Annotated in this window: 20 protein-coding genes and 2 pseudogenes; all 22 read right to left on the bottom strand. The window is 44.1% G+C overall.

Annotated features, from left to right (window positions below):
* Positions 1-503, bottom strand: a 503-nt coding sequence (locus WMO25_RS05570; protein WP_349084522.1) for an alpha/beta fold hydrolase, incomplete at its 3' end; no start/stop codon positions are given.
* Positions 504-509: 6 nt separating this feature from the next.
* On the bottom strand, positions 510-1670 hold the full coding sequence (locus tag WMO25_RS05565; RefSeq protein ID WP_349084520.1) for a linear amide C-N hydrolase: 1161 nt from the start codon (positions 1668-1670) through the stop codon (positions 510-512).
* A 161-nt stretch (positions 1671-1831) separates the two neighbouring features.
* On the bottom strand, positions 1832-1963 hold the full coding sequence (locus tag WMO25_RS05560; RefSeq protein WP_349084518.1) for a hypothetical protein: 132 nt from the start codon (positions 1961-1963) through the stop codon (positions 1832-1834).
* Positions 1964-1990: 27 nt separating this feature from the next.
* Positions 1991-2757: pseudogene (locus WMO25_RS05555) on the bottom strand (EFR1 family ferrodoxin).
* A 128-nt stretch (positions 2758-2885) separates the two neighbouring features.
* Positions 2886-3086: a hypothetical protein gene (locus WMO25_RS05550; protein ID WP_349084517.1), complete on the bottom strand. Its 201-nt coding sequence runs from the start codon at positions 3084-3086 to the stop codon at positions 2886-2888.
* A gap of 21 nt (positions 3087-3107) precedes the next feature.
* Positions 3108-3602, bottom strand: coding sequence for a hypothetical protein (locus WMO25_RS05545; RefSeq protein WP_349084515.1), 495 nt, complete (start codon positions 3600-3602; stop codon positions 3108-3110).
* 13 nt (positions 3603-3615) lie between these two features.
* Entirely contained in the window at positions 3616-3960 is a 345-nt protein-coding gene (locus tag WMO25_RS05540; RefSeq protein WP_349084513.1) for a hypothetical protein, read from the bottom strand.
* A 43-nt stretch (positions 3961-4003) separates the two neighbouring features.
* Positions 4004-4168: a hypothetical protein gene (locus WMO25_RS05535; protein WP_349084511.1), complete on the bottom strand. Its 165-nt coding sequence runs from the start codon at positions 4166-4168 to the stop codon at positions 4004-4006.
* Between the two features lie 150 nt (positions 4169-4318).
* On the bottom strand, positions 4319-4912 hold the full coding sequence (locus WMO25_RS05530; protein ID WP_337640942.1) for a TetR/AcrR family transcriptional regulator: 594 nt from the start codon (positions 4910-4912) through the stop codon (positions 4319-4321).
* A 109-nt stretch (positions 4913-5021) separates the two neighbouring features.
* Entirely contained in the window at positions 5022-5399 is a 378-nt protein-coding gene (locus tag WMO25_RS05525; protein ID WP_349084509.1) for a hypothetical protein, read from the bottom strand.
* Positions 5400-5955: 556 nt separating this feature from the next.
* The gene (locus WMO25_RS05520; protein WP_349084507.1) at positions 5956-6855 is read right to left on the bottom strand and encodes an integrase core domain-containing protein; all 900 of its coding nucleotides are present in this window, start codon (positions 6853-6855) and stop codon (positions 5956-5958) included.
* A gap of 160 nt (positions 6856-7015) precedes the next feature.
* Entirely contained in the window at positions 7016-7873 is an 858-nt protein-coding gene (locus WMO25_RS05515) for an AraC family transcriptional regulator (RefSeq protein WP_349084506.1), read from the bottom strand.
* 260 nt (positions 7874-8133) lie between these two features.
* Positions 8134-8880, bottom strand: a complete 747-nt coding sequence (locus WMO25_RS05510; RefSeq protein ID WP_349084505.1) for an N-acetyltransferase — start codon at positions 8878-8880, stop codon at positions 8134-8136.
* A 118-nt stretch (positions 8881-8998) separates the two neighbouring features.
* Positions 8999-9632 (bottom strand): annotated as a pseudogene (locus tag WMO25_RS05505) (GyrI-like domain-containing protein).
* A gap of 11 nt (positions 9633-9643) precedes the next feature.
* The gene (locus WMO25_RS05500; protein WP_349084503.1) at positions 9644-9994 is read right to left on the bottom strand and encodes a TIGR04076 family protein; all 351 of its coding nucleotides are present in this window, start codon (positions 9992-9994) and stop codon (positions 9644-9646) included.
* A gap of 4 nt (positions 9995-9998) precedes the next feature.
* Positions 9999-10391, bottom strand: a complete 393-nt coding sequence (locus WMO25_RS05495; protein WP_349084501.1) for a VOC family protein — start codon at positions 10389-10391, stop codon at positions 9999-10001.
* 5 nt (positions 10392-10396) lie between these two features.
* A complete protein-coding gene (locus tag WMO25_RS05490; RefSeq protein WP_349084500.1) occupies positions 10397-11308 on the bottom strand; it encodes a helix-turn-helix transcriptional regulator in 912 nt (303 codons plus the stop codon).
* 310 nt (positions 11309-11618) lie between these two features.
* The gene (locus WMO25_RS05485) at positions 11619-11801 is read right to left on the bottom strand and encodes an RNA methyltransferase (RefSeq protein WP_349084499.1); all 183 of its coding nucleotides are present in this window, start codon (positions 11799-11801) and stop codon (positions 11619-11621) included.
* Positions 11802-11813: 12 nt separating this feature from the next.
* Entirely contained in the window at positions 11814-13286 is a 1473-nt protein-coding gene (gene rlmD / locus WMO25_RS05480; RefSeq protein WP_349084497.1) for a 23S rRNA (uracil(1939)-C(5))-methyltransferase RlmD, read from the bottom strand.
* A 157-nt stretch (positions 13287-13443) separates the two neighbouring features.
* Positions 13444-13731 carry a DUF4366 domain-containing protein gene (locus WMO25_RS05475; protein ID WP_349084496.1) on the bottom strand — a complete coding sequence of 96 codons (288 nt, stop codon included), beginning with the start codon at positions 13729-13731 and terminating at the stop codon, positions 13444-13446.
* A gap of 74 nt (positions 13732-13805) precedes the next feature.
* Complete coding sequence (pcrA, locus tag WMO25_RS05470; RefSeq protein WP_349084494.1) at positions 13806-16112, bottom strand: DNA helicase PcrA; 2307 nt, start codon at positions 16110-16112, stop codon at positions 13806-13808.
* A gap of 87 nt (positions 16113-16199) precedes the next feature.
* Positions 16200-17290, bottom strand: a 1091-nt coding sequence (locus tag WMO25_RS05465; RefSeq protein WP_349084492.1) for an SPFH domain-containing protein, incomplete at its 5' end; no start/stop codon positions are given.

Raw genomic sequence — 17290 nt, 5'->3', positions numbered from 1 at the left:
CCGTATTCCGACAGGGCAACGCCCTTTGTCCCGGACTTTAAGAGGGCCTTCCACGGATAGTAGCGATAGACTGGCTCCATTCGTTTCAGCAGCCAAAGCTCCGGCTTTGTCATATACTTTCGTTGCAGCGGCGCGGAGTCGATGGACACAAAGCCCTTCAGCTTTTCGTGGTAAGTTTGCGCATACGCCTGTCCCACATAGCCGCCCATAGACTGCCCCACGATAACGGGTTTTGTGATCCCCTCCTGCTCCAGAATTCCGTCCAGCCACCTTGCCTTGTCCATCAAATCGAAGGCAAAGGCAAAGGGCCAGGAGGCGGCGTGGCCGGGGGCGTCCCACACAAGGACATTGTATTTCCCCTCAAAATACACGATTTGTTTCTCAAACAACCGGTGATCCGCCGTCAGACCGGGCAGAAACACCAACGTTACCCCGTCCGGTGAAATCAGATGCACCCAATAATGGATTTTGCCCAATGGTGTCGAATATGTTTTCTCGTTCATACTTCCTCACTCTCCCTTTTTGCACCAATCCTTTTGTCCCAGGGAGAGGGTGTAGGGATGCGCCCAGTCCTCGGTGTCGTAGAAGGTGGCGGTCAATTCCAGCTGGTCATAGACGCAGCTCCAGCAGGTTTTCTCTCCGCCGTTCTCGCCGGGGAAGTTGCTCTGCGCCACAGCCGCCAGGGCGGCGCGAACGTCCTCGGCGGTCATTACACCCTTTGCCGCATTCCGCCGCTGGGTGAGCGTGTTAAAACGCACATAGGACTGGCCGCTGCCGGAGGTGCCGTCGTCCCCGTAGAGATAGAAGTTGGTCACCACCGGGGTGTCGGTCACTACCATCTCGCCGTTTTTCCACTCCACCGCCACGCTCCGCCCAGTGGCGTCGGAGAGGGAGAAGTGCTGCGCCCGGCCCAGAGAAAAGTGCATATCATACTGCGAAAGCAATTCCAACGCTTCCTCTACATTCGCCGCCTTGTCCAGCAGCAGCCGCAGACCGGAGACAATGGTAATGTCGGGCTTATCGGTATTCTGGTCGACACCCTCCTCGTGGCTCACCATGAGATCAGCCACGCACAGACCCTTTTCGTTCATGCCGTCCAGGATAGCGTAGACGGAAGCCAGCGCCATGAACTTATCGCCCATGCTTCCATCGGGCTTCCCGTCCTCCCCAAAGCCCAGGAAGTCCAAATTGCAGGTGGCGATGGACTCATAACCATTTTGGGGGATGGTATGTACCAGCATTTTGTCACATTCCTCCCAGTCGAAGTTCCGACCAAAGAGGGTCGCACCGTCGGGACTTGTCACCGCGATGGTGGAGCAGCCATAGTTTCCGACGGCGGTGGAGGTGTCCGGCTTCCAAAAGCCGTGGGAGAGATAGGAGGCGATGTAGTCTCCCATCTCGGCGTCGCTTTTTGCCCCGCCCTGCTCCAGAAATCCATCGAAGCCATAATCTCCCTTATATTCCATAGACCACAGATGATCATCCAGCTTCTCGATGGTCATGGCCGCCGTGAGTTGGGTGCCGAACATGGTCCACGCCCCCGCAAGGGCTGCAATCAGCACAGCCGCAATAACAAGAAGCGCGATTATCGCCTTTCTATGTCTCACCGAGGAAGACGAGTCCGCTTCGTTCGATATACAAAGCTCTTTTTCCGAAACGATCATTTTCATATACTCCTTCCTTGCCCATCGGGGCGCGTTTATCATTTTAGTATCTGCTTATATCGTAAGTCATTGTCGTGTAAACGAGAATTTATCTTACCCTTGCCATATAGTAATCCAATTGGTTCATCAAACTCCAGAATTGTTCTGCTTCATCCACGGATATTGTTCTATACTCCATTTTCATATCCTCGCAAATTTTGATTTTCCGGTGAGCCACTCATCTCTTGAAATTGCAAACACCCCGGCTTTTCATTGCCCTCATCCGAAAACGCATCTACCATCCCAATTTCTCTATCCATAAAGCCGCTTTCCGCCCTCATGCACTTTCACTCCCCAGAGCCGTATTTTTCAAACCGGCACTGCTCTATTACCTCGTCCCCGAGTAGCGTGATGGCCTTTTGGGGACAGCGGCTGATACAGCGGTAACACATGGTACACCGGTCTTCCGCGGTGGCTTTCCCGTCTCGCAGGGAGAGATTTTTCGTGGGGCATAAAGAGACGCACAGCCCGCAGCCCACGCATTTTTCGCTGATTTTCAGCTTGTCTGTGTATCCCGCCGTCTTGCCGTAAAACCACAGCCGCTGTCCAAAAAGTCCCTTCAGGTGGAAAAGAATGACAGCCCGTCCTGGGGATAGTTTCCTTGCTTGATCTGCCGTGCGGCAGCTTCTATCTTTTGGTCAGCCTGACGGACGATCTCCCGGTTTTCCTCCGGCGTTTTCTTCAACAGTTTGCTGTCGCAGACGGAATCCGGCATTTTGATCTGCAAACCGCCGAGTATTGTCGCCCCGCGTTTTCTTAAAATTCGAGCCGTACATCCTGTTCCATCACCGCTGAAAAGCCCCATCGTATTGACGCAAAAGACCTTTTTCCCATTCCATAGAGAAGAATGATTTTTAATAAAATCACGCACTATGATAGGGGCATTGGAAAACTGCGTCGGGTAGCCCAGCACAATGATGTCATGCTCTTCCAATATTTGAATCATCTGTGTATGTTCCAACGAAAAACTCTGCGCAGACGCGTCCAACAGTTTGACTAACTTTTCGACACAATGTTTTGTATTTCCAGTTCCGCTAAAATAGATTCCAATCATGAACGCATCTCCTTCCTTAAATGGGAAATTGCTTTTTTACAGTGCGGTTACCCAAAAACATACTGCTGAAATTGCATAAAGCGGTGTCATAATAAACATTTCCTTTCTACTCCACAGCTTATTCACAATCATTTTTCCTTTGATTTTGACAATCTATTTCTTCTGTTTTCCATCATTTTCTGACTGTTTTCGATTTTCGTTTTTCTTTTTTCTTTTAGCTTTTCCTTTGCCTTAAAAATGGCTTCAATTAACATCCGATTTGCTATCTGTCCCATATTGTCACCTCCCGTACAAAACATCAAAGCTATTTCTCCAATCTCATCCGACAAACAGAAAGCCCTGTTCGTTCTCTATCCCAGCACCGCCACAATCAGGGCGCACAGCAAGCAGGGAACGAGACCAAGCGCCATGCCGATCACCGAGCGCACTACATGATACTTCTTCTGGTGATACGCCTTGTCCATGTGCTCCGTTCCCGGCAAACGGATGCGCTTGACGTTGGCAAACAGCACCCAGTCCAGGAAAAAGCAGTCGTACCAGTCCACCAGCAGCCATAGACCGTATGCGTACAGGAAGCCGGTCTTGAAATCCGTCGCTCCTGCCGCAAGCGCCAATGCCGTCAGAATGGATAAAGCCAGCAACACTGCAAAGCCCTTTTTCAAGAACACCGGGGCACTGAGCACCTCGGTGGGAATGCGCTCATGGGTTTCAAAATATTTTTCCTGAATGTCCTTGGGGTAATCGTGGATCCACCAAACTGGATTTTTGCACAGCGAGATCATGATCAGGCAGGTGAACAGGATCAGCGCCCCAACACATTCCATTCCATAAATCGTCCAATTCACTGTTTTGTATCTCCTATAGCGCGTTCCAATATAACACGAAGATCAGTACACAACCCCAAGCGTTTCCGGTGGCTTTTCGGACGATCAGCATTCCATAGATCAAAAAGAGAGTACACAGCATCTCTGCCACCGCGCCCGGCGTCACACCCACGGCTCCATGTATCAGAATACACATGACTGCGCAGACGAAAGCGCCCCAATCCCACAGCCTGTTTTTGGACGGATAGCGCTCGCCGATTTTATCGAAAATCACCACATAATTGAAGCCCTCAAAAAAGCCCCAGAAAAGCGCGGTGAGCAGCATGGCAAGAGCGTTCTCCGGAAAACCGCTCTCAATCGCCTCCGCCGTCGTTTGCACAGCAGAAAAGGGAAGCCATGTGTGCACATTTCCCGCAAAGAGGTTATACAGGAGATCCGGTACGCAGCACAATCGGGATCTCGGTGTCGACGGCGATGTTGTCGATCTCCCTGCCGAAAACGGTATAGATGACAAGAACCAGAATGGACACACCGGCGATGATCCACAAATCTGTATCCAGTTGTTTCTTTCGTTCTTTTGTCAGCATGACAGCGTCCTCCCTGATTCGGTTTCTATCTTGTTTGTATTCTCGTGAAGCGTTCCGAATATTCATATGGAACAGTACCGCTAAAAGCTCTGCCGCAAACAAGGCACTCCAAATAATAGCTCTTTTTCGCATTGTACTGCACCTTGTGCTTCATGGATTCGGAATTCTATCCTCCGGAATCCCTGCCTGCTTGAGGAAACTATTACCTGCCTGATGTATCATGCTCATGATTTCTCCCTCCGATAAGTGCATCATACCGGTTGCTAAGAAGGAAGCGATCCCATGTGTATATATTACAGTGTTTCGAACATACTGCTCTGCGCTTTTCTCTGATATCTGAAATTCCGCCGCTATCATTTTGATCAGCTCACGGTTATCTTTATCGTCAAGAATCACATCAGAATCTCCCACAGGATAGCAGTCACTCCCATTCAAAAATACAAATTGAAAAAGATTAGGTTCATACAACGCCATTTTTATATAGGCTTGTCCTACCTGCTCAAAAGCATTGACTGACTCACTGGCTGAGGGGCGCATTTTGCTGTTCGCGTATTTCAGCGCGTGATCGGCTAACGCCTTACGGAGTCCCTCCATGTTATCAAAGTGCCATACCAGGGGCTGTGTAGAGCAGCCGATTTCCTTTGATAAGGTCTTGATATTGATTGCGGAATACCCATCACGGATCAGCATTTTTAATGCCGCTTCTAAAATAACTTCTTTGGAAATCTGCGTTTTTCTTGCCATTTTAGTTTCCTCCCCCGAATTACAGAAATTATTTTATATAATTCAATTTATATAATAGACTCGATTTAGAGCTTTGTCAAGCACCCTAAATGATTTTTTCAATCAAATCCTACCTGAACCCTACTTCTTGAGTAACCGTCAAACCAACCATCGCCTTGCAACCATCTCTCATCCATGCAACAATAGCGGCAAAGGATCGGATACCCGGCACTGTCATAACAAGGTTGAGTTGAGGAAGATACTTCTCAGCAGTTGTCAGAATCAGCGACTCCAGATTGGCCTTGCACATTTCAAGGCTGTCCATGTGAGAGCGGATGATGCGGAGCTTTTCAGCTTGTTCGGCGCACATCTCTCCGTCTACAGCAGCAAGGACGTCCTCGTCCGTAGCTTTCATTCCCTTCGTTCGGAAAACAGAAACATCTGTAATTTTCTCGGTTGGATTTTCAAGAAGCCGTTTCGTAATTGCAGAAGCGGCCTTTCCAAACACGTCCGAAAATACATCATCCAGCTTAATATTGGAGACGGTCAGGCAGTTCTATGCTCGGTTTTTCTCGCCGGTAGTGAAGTTGGTGAGCTTCCAACGATAGCGTACCAAATCCCGAAGTTGGCGAATATCTGCCGGAGGGATAAAGCTCCCGGAAACAAGGTCGTGCTTAAAGATGTCATACTACTTTTCGATAAAATAGTTTAATTATTTGCCATCCTCGTATCAAAATAGAAAGAACCACATACGCATGAGTTAAACTTCCAGCAAAACATATAATCACCCGGAACCAACCTTTAAAGTCGGCTCCGGGTATCCCCTCATATCCATATTCTGTTTACGCTTCCACTTCCATCTAAAGTGAACCCATTTGTCAAGACACTTTTTTAAAAAAATAAGTTGGATTTCGGAAGGGATAATCCCATCCTTTTCTCCCTTGTTTACCCACTAAGTGTGGATATATGAGCTGTCAAGGGTGTGCTGCAGAGCAGCTTCCGAAGGAACCCTTTACAGCTCATATATCCGCGCTTACCCTTCTGGGAAGGGAGAGACAGGATAATTACCTGTCCCAGTAGACTTCCTTTGGCGTGCGATTTTTTAGCCGTGAGTGCGGACGCTCATGATTATAAAAGTTCATGTAATTATTAATACCGATACGTGCATCTCTGGGTGTCTCATATGCATTTGGATACACATCCTCATATTTTACGGTTCTCCAGAGCCTTTCAACGAAGATATTATCGTAAGCGCGACCACGGTGATCCATACTGATTTTTGATCCGGCATCCAGAAAAATCTGTGTGAATTTTGGGCTCGTAAAATGACTTCCCTGATCAGAATTCATGATCTCAGGTTTGGATACCTTCAATGCTTTGTGGCTGGTATCCGGAACAAATCCTATTTCCATGGTGTCACTCAGCTGCCAATCTTTGTGATTGATCAGATAATGCTCTTTTTCGTTAAGATACCAGCAAATGCGGCGGTATCCATACATCGGGTATCGGGTATAGATTTTGTCAATCATCTGCTTTATGTACAAATCCTCTGTAGAATGTGGAGCCGGCTGATAATAGAGCCCGCTTCTATTAAGTTCCAAAAGGCTGGCTTGTACGGAAATCGGAAGAGTCGATCCGTTCATATCCACAAGCAGGCGGTGTTCCGGTACGCTAAGCTTAGAAACCAGATTTTTTTTCAACCACTCATTCTGAGTGGTGAGTTTGCCAATCTGAGCATACAAATCGTTGATCTCGGCTTCGCGTGCTTTTTGAGCCTTACGTTCTTTTGATGAGTTGTTCTGGAACAGTGTATACAGTTGGGTTTCCGCTTCTCGCTTCCACTTTGAAAGCATGTTTGGATGAATATTGTTCTCAGCAGCAATCTCATTAATGGTACGCTCACCTCGAATTGCTTCAAGGACAAGTTTGGATTTTTCCTCTGGTGAATGTTGTTGTCTTGCCATAGTTGGACTCCTTTCGTTATAAAAATCATACGGGAAATCCAACTTAGAAACAATGATTTTTTTGTCTTAATTTATGGGTTCATTATACAAACAAGCCACATAGGATTATTCCAATGCGGCTTGCTTAATCTATGACTATTTTACGTGTATCAATAACTTCTTATTTCTTCTTCACAGGAATCCAAATCTCACAATAGTAATTCTCATCCTGTGTTCCCTTCTCATACTTTGTTGGATCATCATAATATTCTACGCAGTATCCGGCAGCAAACTCATACTCTTTAAGAGCAGGCAGCCATTCTGTGTAAATCTTCGTATTAACGTCCTGAAGAGCATTTGGCATTGCTCCCTTGCAAGGAAATACTGCCCAATCAAATGCAGGTATTGTTCTTGTAACAAGACCTTCCGGCACATCCTTCTGCGGATTGTATGGATCTGCAATGAGGTACTCAAAATTCTCCTGACCCATTTCGAGATCAATATTAATTCCATACACACCCATTACATACTGACCCATTCCTGCCTGAAAATGTTCCTGCCAGAACTGAGGCACAACTTCTTTGGCTCCTTCATAAGGAAAAGTCTTCGCATTTGCAATAACAGTAAAAGCCTCTTTTTTGATAATCTTGTAATCCATGAGATAGCCTCCCTCTAATGATATTTTTAGTTTCAGCGGAGCAAAGGTTTTTAATAGTACCTCATCCTTGCGCACGGATGAAGGCGATACACCATGGAATCTGGTAAATGCTTTGGTAAAACTATCCGGAGAGTCATACCCATACTTCATAGCAATATCAATAACCTTCTCATCAGTAATCAACAGATCATTGCCGGCAAGGGCAAGCCTTCTGTTACGAATATACTCAGCCACACTGAAACCACAAAGCATTGCAAACCCCTTCTGAAAATAGAAAGGTGAAACTCCGACTGCTTTTGCAACGTTCTCAGCTGAAATATCCTCTGATATATGATCCTCAATGTACTGAATCGAATCACCGATAATTGCCATCCATTCCATGGTTCTTTTCTCCCTTCGCTTGCTCTGAAACTATCTTATCTCATAGAAATTACTTTTTCCCGACATTTCTTGGCTTTATTTGTCCAGTCTAAACAGATCAATCTATTTCGTCGCTTTGACTCCTTATGATGCTTCTGCACCACAAATCCAGAAATAATATTGATTAGCTTTATTACTGCAATCAATCCAATCCAAATCCCATTAGCAGTTCCAACATATACTTTAAATATTCTTTACTTAATGCCATAATTCGATTCACATTATTTTGATATCATTTTAAGAAATCTTTTATCATTCATCTGCTCATTTGTAACATACTTACCATCACAAAACAATGCATATGTTGTAATCGGTGTTGGTACATTCTGGGCTTCTTCTCTGCTCTTTATATGAACTGCCTTAAATTTAATATCTTTTTCTTTTGCAAGATTCTCTAAAACAGGGACATACTTTGCATTATATGGACACTGACAAGTGTAGAAAAGAACATACCCTTTTTCATCGATATACGGATACCTGGCAATTTCCTTAAACCTTGGCCGCCCTGCTTCTTTTTCAAATGGCAGATACCAAAGCTGTACCCCATTATCTGCCTCATCACATGGTTCAAATCCTTTATAACTTAAGAACTTAGGATCTGCAAGAAATGGTTTCTTTTTACCACACGCTAAAATACAAAGTCCCTTTTTCCCTTTCTGTTTACTATCCTCTATACAAAAATTAAGTAATTCACTTGCGTATCCGTGCCCTTTAAAAGAACCTGCAACCCACAGGCAATCAATATACATATATCCCTCTGCATCTATTGGATTCCATGCATACTCTGCGGGAATATACTCGATAAAACACTTTCCACGCTCCACACTCTTCAGAAACACAAGCCCTTCATCAAATCTTTCCGCCAGCCAGGATTTTTTTGATGAAACCTGTATGTCTTTATTATTGGAAATAGCGCAACAGATATGTTCTTTCTCCAAATTCTCTTTTGTAACTTGTATAAATTCCATTTGTTTTTTCTCACTCCTTGATTTTACTCACTATATTATCCCAATACTTTCATCAATAATCATTTCTGCCATCTCCGACCTATACAATACCACCTCATGCAAAACCTTTAACTTTTCCTTACAATTTACATATTGGATGTCTAATTACAGTCTTCCATTTTTCCGGAGTGACCTTTCTTGCATCAGACATATAGATTTCGTGATGCAGTCTGCCATTACTAAAATCATTTCTATATCCGTTCTCTTGGATATATTGATTCATAATAGCAACTGTTGCAGGCTCATCATCAAAAGGCCCATGATGCATAATCTGAACACATAAGCCTTCTTCCACAGTCAAATATTCTGCCTTAGAACAATCTATTTTCTTCTTTGCAGATGCGGTTTTTACCGCCCAGACAAAATCCTCTTTTGTCACAAAATCAGGCAGTCTGATTACCGATATCCAGTTAAATTCCACTTTACTGCTATAGTCACAGCCATCTACACCATCCTGCCACCAAAAACCTTCCAGCGGAGGAACCACATACTCAAAGAAGCCTTCTATCTTATAATCTGACTTATAACTCATCTTCAAAGTATAGGCAATCGCATAGAGAATTCCCACAGCCTGCTGATATGCCCCGCCTTCCTCAATTTGGATTCCCCTTTCCTCTTACTGCAATATAATTTGCCTTCGGAACCGTCACAATCTCCGGTGTATTCTTAGGCATGTAAAATTCCTTATACGCTTTCTTAAAGTTAAATGCCATATACTTCTCATTTACTCCTCATAATACTTGCCGGTATAAAAATTCTCAGCGCCAGTCTTTTTAGCAGTCATATGAAAACAGACACATCCATCCGGACATACGTAATCCTTTTCATTGTTTCCAGTCCCACCTACCAGTGCAAGATTTCCTCCACTTCTGACAGCCTGCATATCTCCGTAAAGAATCTGCATCATTTTCTGACAGATTCCATACCCCTGTTCATTAACAGGGCAACCATATGTACCGGTATACTTATCCCCGATTTCCTCCCCATTTCTGCATAAATGCTCTGTGTGGTTTCCCCGCAGATATCCTGTTACCTCAATCGTAAAAATATACTCTTCGTCATACCATTTCTTCATTTATTCACACCTCCTTAAAGGATCCTATTTCAATAAGGTTTCCCTCCGGATCGGCAATATAGCAAGTTCTCTGACCCCAAGGCTCTGTCGTTGGTTCCATAATACTTTCGGCACCGGCTGCAATTACTTCTGCGTAGGTCTTATCAACCGCTGCATAGTTATCTACGCTGAGCGCAATCTCATAATGTCCATTCACACCTTTACAATACGAGAATGTCCTATTTGTCATTTTTTCAAAATCACTTTTTCGATATAAAAGAAATAGCGTTCCATCCTTTTCAAGAAAGACATTTGAAGTATTCTCATCTTCCTTTATCCCAAACCCCAGAACATCACGATAGAATCTGACCATAACAGCCATGTCATCAACAAAAATTCCAAATCCGTCTAATCTCATTTCACTTATTCCTTCCTATATTTCTTTGTAAGTTCTGTAGCGATACAAAATAGTTTCTGCCTTATGGCATCAGGTTCAAGAACAGTAACCTTGTCCATCATTGTAAGTATCCAGGACAGCAGTCCATCATCATCAGCATAATCGTGTTCAAATAGGAGTTTTCCATCCGATAGTTCTGTGAAAGACTCTATTCCATATTCCTCAATCAGGTGCCATTTCATGGATGCATCAAAAATAGCTTTTACTTTCCCCTTTGAAGGAAATACTCTCTCATTTGATAAATCAGGCATTGGCACATCGCTTCTTTTTTCAAAGTTTCTTACATGTGCTATTTCTGCCATGCGATTCAGCTTGAACAGCCTGAAATCATTTCTAAGAAGGCAGTATCCATACACATACCAACTCGACCACTTGAAAATCAGATAGTATGGCTCAATCTCTCTTTCAGAGTTTCCCTTTGGTGCATAATATTCAAATTTTAATATTCTTCCCAGTTCAATTGCATCCTGTATCAGTTCGATTTTAGGTGATATAGAATCCTTATTCCAGGAAGATAAGTCAATAAGAATTGATTCTGAACCACTGACAAACTCTGTGGAACCAGCCTTGATTTTCTCCATAAGCTGACCATAATAATGACTGCCGCTCACACTATCCAAGCTTCGAAGTCCGGCCATAATCATTTGCATATCTTTAGATGAGAGAATCGTCCTATCCATTCTGTATCCATCCATTATGCTGATTCCACCACCAGTCCCCTGTGATGTAACAATCGGAATTCCAGCTCTGCAAAGATCATCAATATCTCTATTAATTGTTCTTTTTGAAACTTCAAACACTTGTGCCAGTTCCGGGGCAGTCACCTTTTCTTTCTGTAATAGAATAGAAAGAATCCCAATAAGTCTATCTATTTTCATATCGCTTTCACTTCCTGATATATTCTAACATCCACAACACGACATCTGTATGTCACGTTTGTTTCATTATATACAATATTTTTCAAAAAATCAAAAAAGCCTCCGAATATCCATCAATTCGTATCATCTGATTGGATAAGATAGATATTATTCATATCAGTCTTAATTTTTTTAGTATTATTACCTTGTCCCTTTGACACTCCTGTAACTGAAAAAAGAACATCCCATAACCGGTAAAATTTACAGGTCTAGAATGTCCCTTTTACGCTAATAAACTATATTATTAACACACACTGTTTCTTATCCACAACTATATAATACCAAAATGTTTAAGCGCCTGCATAATCGCCTCTTCCTTCTCCGGTGTACACTTTGGCTGTTTTGCATTCTCAGATTTAGGCAGATTAAAATTCTCACCAACATCCAATCCACATTTCTTCTTAATCTGTGCGATATAAAGATTGGAAACCTTAAGCCCTGTCTGTTCCAACACATATACTTTTATCTACTCATAAGTTGCTTTTCCTTTAAATTCAGACAAGTCCATATCCTCTAGGGAGAAATCAACCTTCACTTTTCTGTTGTCGACCATTCCCTTGGAAAGAAGAACTACCGTCTCCACGTGAACCGTGCCCGGGAACATATCAACACAATGTGTCTTTTTCACTTTATATCCTCGCTCGATCAGTACGCCCAAATCTCTGGCCAGACTGGTCGGCTTACAGGAAATATACACCATATTCGGCACCTGGTAATCAATGATCTTGTCCAATGCCTTTGGATGGATGCCGTCTCTTGGCGGATCAAGGACGATATAATCCGGCTTATCTTCAATGGTATCCAGCACTTTCAAAACGTCACCGGCAATGAATTCACAGTTATCCAGCTGGTTCAGTCCGGCATTGACTTTGGCTGCCTCGACAGCTTCTTCCACAATTTCTACACCGACAACTTTCTTTGCCACTGTTGCCAAAATCTGGGCGATGGTACCTGTTCCGCTGTAAAGGTCGAAAACAGTCATATCTTTTGTATCACCGATATAAGAACGGGCAATATCGTAGAGCAATTCGGCCCCCAGTGTATTTGTCTGGAAGAATGAAAATGTGGAAATCTTGAATTTCAGTCCAAGAATATGCTCATAAAAATAATCCTGCCCGTAAAGAATGCGTGTCTCATCGCTCTGAACCACATCCGCCAGTGTATCGTTGATGATATGCATGATTCCCACAATCCTGCCTTCAAGCTGAAGAGCCAAAAGACGCTGGGTCAGTTCTGTCAGATCACATTCTTCCTGACTGGTTGTCACCAGATGTACCAGCATCTCTCCGGTTGTCTCGGAACGACGCACCAAAAGGTGGCGGAGATAACCGGTATGTTTCATTTTCTTATAATACGGCATCGGATGCTCGGTGAAATAATCCAACACGGTTTTTAAAACAGTTGTAAAATCGTCATGGACAATCTTGCAGTCATCCACTGTCAGGATGTCATACGTACTGGCTTTCTTGTGCAGTCCCAATGTCAGCGGCCCATCCAAATGATCATCTCCAAAAGAAAATTCCATTTTGTTGCGGTAAGCCCACTGTTTCGGACTGCCTGTAATACCCTCAAAAACATAATCCGGCTTTCCTTCCGCATCTACCTGGCCAGCTGAACTAATGGCTGTATCCAGAAGCTTCTTCACCTGGCCGGCCTTCATCTCCAGCTGTTCATCATAGCTCATGGTCTGATACATGCAGCCGCCGCAGGCCGGAAATTCATGACAGACCGGTTCAATGGTTTCTAATGGAGATTTCTCCAGTACTTCCAGTAATCTGCCTTCACAGCGGTCTTTGCGCTTTTTGTTAATGACAAAACGGATCTTCTGTCCGGGAATACCATTTTTCACTGTCACATACTGATCTTCAACTTTCACACGCCCTTTATTCGGAAAATCGATATATTCAATGATGCCTTCACACATCTGTCCTTTTTTCATCTTCGTCTCCTATCTGTTTCTAAAAACTTCTCGTAAATCATATCCTGTTTGGCAAAATGCTTTCTTTACCCAAAAAAGCTGTTACAAATCAGCATTTATCTGTAACAGCTTTCCTGTCTGTTTAATTATACAAATTTCTGTAACTACTCAGATAAAACTATTCCTCATCTTTAGCAGGCGCAGCTTCATCTTCCTTTACAAAATCGTCTTCCTCGTCCTCAAAGTCATCATCAAAATCATCTTCAAAGTCGTCTTCAAAATCATCTACATCATCCTCGCGGGATAAATACTTGTAGATACCGAAAGCAATTGCTGCGATTGCTGCAATTCCTGCAATAATTGCAAATACGAGGCAAACTGTTTTCTTCTTCTCTTCTTCCAGTTCCTTACGGTGAATGAAATCAGAAATCTTGGCCATGCTTAAATATTCTTCAAACTTATTCATGTCGTCCGCACATCCTTTCTACCAAACAGATTTGCTTATAGTATAGCACTCTTTTTTCTAAAATACTACCTCTTTCAGACTTTTTTCAGCTTCGCAAATCCGGCAAACATTTTCTTCGGTCCGTATTTCGGAAAATCAACCGTGACTTCGTAATCTTTGCCGCCATCCTTGATGGCCTGAACAACACCGGTGCCAAATTTGATATGTTTAACCGTATCACCCACTTCGTAATCCGGTGCGGTTTTCTTCATATCGCCGCCTTTTTTCGCAAAAGCGCTGACATCAAATTTGTGACTTTGTCTGATACCGCGATTGCCCACGCCTGTACCCATCCTGCTGCCACTGCCGTATGTACCGGCTCTGCCGCCGCCAAAACCGGAGATACCATTGGAGGTACTGCCTGTATTCCACGGCAGATCATCCTCAACCTTTCTAGAGAAACGCTCTCTCGGCAGACTGCCGCCGATGAGCTGCGGCGGAATCTCTTTCACAAAACGGGAAATTTTATTGTACTGTGTCTGACCATGCATCATTCGACACATCGCATAACTGAGGGTCAGCTTCTTCATGGCACGGGTAATGCCCACATAACACAAACGTCGTTCTTCCTCAATCTCCATAGGATCATCGTTGACAATGGTCATATAACTCGGGAACAAACCATCCTCCATACCGCACAAATAAACATATGGAAACTCCAGACCTTTTGCACTATGCAGTGTCATCAAAATAACTTTGTTGTCCGAATCATCCATATTGTCCACATCTGCCACAAGGGCAATCTGTTCCAGCAATTCATTCAGGGAAGGCTGTTCCGTCTCCTCCTCATAGGCGACAATCTTGTTGCGCAGTTCGTCTAAGTTCTCAATTCGCGTTGTTGCTTCATCGGTCTGCTCTGCCTGAAGCTCTTTCAGATAGCCCGTATCTTCCAGAACTTCATCATACAATTCTGCCAGGGACATATATTCTGCCTTTGTTCTGAAAACCTGTATCAGATTCACAAAACCATTGATTTTCGCTGCTGCCCGTCCCAGACCCGGAATACCATCCACCTGTTTAAAGGCCTCATACAAACTGATTCCCCACTGATCCGCGTACTCCGCCGCTTTTGTCACTGTTGTGGCACCGATACCGCGCTTTGGTACATTCACCACACGTCTCACAGCCACGTCATCCTGACCATTATTGATAATTTTCAAATAGGCCAGAATATCTTTGATCTCTTTGCGCTGATAGAAGTTCACACCGCCCACAACTCTATATGGTATGTTGCGTGTGACAAATTTTTCTTCTAAAACACGGGACTGGGCATTTGTTCTGTAAAGCACCGCAAAATCTTTGTATTCAGCCTCATTGCGCTCCGTCTTTGCCGCAATATCGTTCACAATTCCCATGGCCTCTTCATATTCTGTCTGGTACTGATTCAGCGCAATCGGTACACCCTGTTCATTATCCGTCCAAAGTGTCTTATCCTTACGCCCCTGATTGTGATGGATTACACCGTTGGCAGCATCCAGGATCGTTTTGGTCGAACGATAATTCTGCTCCAGCTTGATCACCTTTGCATCCGGAAATGTTTTTTCAAAATCAAGAATGTTGTGGATATTCGCACCTCGGAACTTGTAAATCGACTGATCATCATCACCGACCACACAGAGATTCCGGTACTTTGCCGCCAGCAGACTGACAAACTGGAACTGAACCGTGTTCGTATCCTGATACTCATCCACCATAATGTACTTAAAACGATCCTGGTAATAATTCAATACTTCCGCATCGGTTTTGAAAAGTTCAACGGTTTTGAAAAGCAGATCGTCAAAATCCAGCGCATTATTGCTCCTTAAACGTTTCTGATATTCCTCATATACCTGGGCAATACGCTGTCTGGCATAGTCACCTTCTGAACGGAGCAGATATTCCTTCGGCCCGATCATTTCATCCTTGGCAGATGAAATCGCTGACAGCAAAGTACGCTCCTTATAAATCTTGGTATCAATGTTCAACTTCTTGCAGACTTCCTTGATAACAGTCTTCTGATCATCCCCATCATAGATGGTAAAACTTCTGTCGTATCCCAGTCTGTCAATATAACGCCTCAAAATACGCACACAGGTAGAATGGAATGTGCTGACCCAGATATCTTCTGCGCCAAAATCCACAATCTGATCTACACGTTCCCGCATCTCCCCTGCGGCCTTGTTCGTAAATGTAATGGCCAGAATATTCCATGGATTGACCTGACATTCATCAATCAGATAGGCAATCCTGTGGGTCAGCACTCTGGTCTTGCCTGACCCGGCCCCTGCCAGAATAAGAAGCGGTCCTTCTGTATGATAGACCGCTTCCTGCTGGACAGGATTCAATGATTCATATATACTCATTCAAAAATCCTCCAGATTCTCTATTTGTCTACTTTAATTCAGCACTGTTCAAAGTCAGCCATCGAAAACTGCGACTCGAAAACACTTTTACAAAAGGCTTGTTCCGCATTCCGGGCAGAATTTCTGTCCCGCCGCAGCCTTATAGCCACATTTCGGGCAAACAGGCTGTGCCTGATTGGCTCCGCACTCCGGACAGAACTTCATATCTGCATTAATCTCAGCACCACATTTAATGCATTTCTTCTTCTGAACAACCAGTGAGGCACCACATTCAGAGCAGAATTTCAGTCCCTTCTTCATTTCAGAACCACATTTCGGGCAAATCACAAAACTTTCCTTATGTGTACCTGACTGTCCCTGCACACCGCCATTCATCTGGCCGGCCATCATGCCGCCGAAAGCCATGCCAGCAGACATCTGCATACCCATCCCCGCCATGCTGTTCATACCGCCATTCGGATTCTTGGCCATAGCCACCATGGCATCTGCCTGTGCATCCACCTGTCTCTTATAAGCATAGGCATCCATGCCACCAAAGGCGCCCAGAGAAGCACGTTCATCAATGGATTTCTTCACTGTTTCCGGTAAAGCCACCTGAACAGCCATCTTCTGCATCTGAATACCGTAACGGCCAAAGAAATCATCACTCTTTGCCTTCAGAATCTGTGCAGCTTCATAGCAGTAACCCTGCATGTCAAAGAAATCCATCTGCTTTTCTGTCACGATCTCCTTGAAATACATGGCAATCTGCGGTGTCACAAAACGCTTCAGGTCAGCCACCGTATATCGGTTCTTCACACCCATGAGATTCTCCGCAAAAAGCTTCGGGTCCGTGATTGATAATGAGTACTTGCCGTTCGCTCCCACATTGACAAGGCCAAAGACTTCATCCTTCACTGTCACCTGTTCACTCGTTCCCCATGGTATATCAATGATCTCATTGGTATTGACAAAAATAATATCCACGATAAATGTATCATGAAAACCATATTTCCACTGATTCAGTGTTGTTGTCACCGGCATATTATTTGTTGTCAGTTCATATCGGCCCGGCATAAAAATATCCGTCATCTGTCCTTCGTTCACCAGGATCGCTGCCTGTCCTGGCATAACCGTCAGAACAGATTCATACATAATCCTGCGTCCGTCTCTGTCATAAACAGCTGCCAGTTCCTGCG

It is taken from the genome of Coprococcus intestinihominis, from assembly GCF_040096555.1.
Classification (GTDB): Bacteria; Bacillota; Clostridia; order Lachnospirales; family Lachnospiraceae; genus Coprococcus_A; species Coprococcus_A intestinihominis.
The sequence above is the reverse complement of the archived record's forward strand: the minus strand, read 5'-3'. Positions and strand labels throughout refer to the sequence as shown.

Coding starts and splice junctions, on each gene's coding strand:
- WMO25_RS05475 (WP_349084496.1), bottom strand. CDS start 13,731: ATGAATAAGTTTGAAGAATATTTAAGCATGGCCAAGATTTCTGATTTC.
- pcrA (WP_349084494.1), bottom strand. CDS start 16,112: ATGAGTATATATGAATCATTGAATCCTGTCCAGCAGGAAGCGGTCTAT.
- WMO25_RS05490 (WP_349084500.1), bottom strand. CDS start 11,308: ATGAAAATAGATAGACTTATTGGGATTCTTTCTATTCTATTACAGAAA.
- WMO25_RS05520 (WP_349084507.1), bottom strand. CDS start 6,855: ATGGCAAGACAACAACATTCACCAGAGGAAAAATCCAAACTTGTCCTT.
- WMO25_RS05510 (WP_349084505.1), bottom strand. CDS start 8,880: ATGGAATTTATACAAGTTACAAAAGAGAATTTGGAGAAAGAACATATC.
- rlmD (WP_349084497.1), bottom strand. CDS start 13,286: ATGAAAAAAGGACAGATGTGTGAAGGCATCATTGAATATATCGATTTT.
- WMO25_RS05495 (WP_349084501.1), bottom strand. CDS start 10,391: ATGAGATTAGACGGATTTGGAATTTTTGTTGATGACATGGCTGTTATG.
- WMO25_RS05515 (WP_349084506.1), bottom strand. CDS start 7,873: ATGGAATGGATGGCAATTATCGGTGATTCGATTCAGTACATTGAGGAT.
- WMO25_RS05560 (WP_349084518.1), bottom strand. CDS start 1,963: ATGGATAGAGAAATTGGGATGGTAGATGCGTTTTCGGATGAGGGCAAT.
- WMO25_RS05530 (WP_337640942.1), bottom strand. CDS start 4,912: ATGGCAAGAAAAACGCAGATTTCCAAAGAAGTTATTTTAGAAGCGGCA.
- WMO25_RS05500 (WP_349084503.1), bottom strand. CDS start 9,994: ATGAAGAAATGGTATGACGAAGAGTATATTTTTACGATTGAGGTAACA.
- WMO25_RS05535 (WP_349084511.1), bottom strand. CDS start 4,168: ATGCTGACAAAAGAACGAAAGAAACAACTGGATACAGATTTGTGGATC.
- WMO25_RS05565 (WP_349084520.1), bottom strand. CDS start 1,670: ATGAAAATGATCGTTTCGGAAAAAGAGCTTTGTATATCGAACGAAGCG.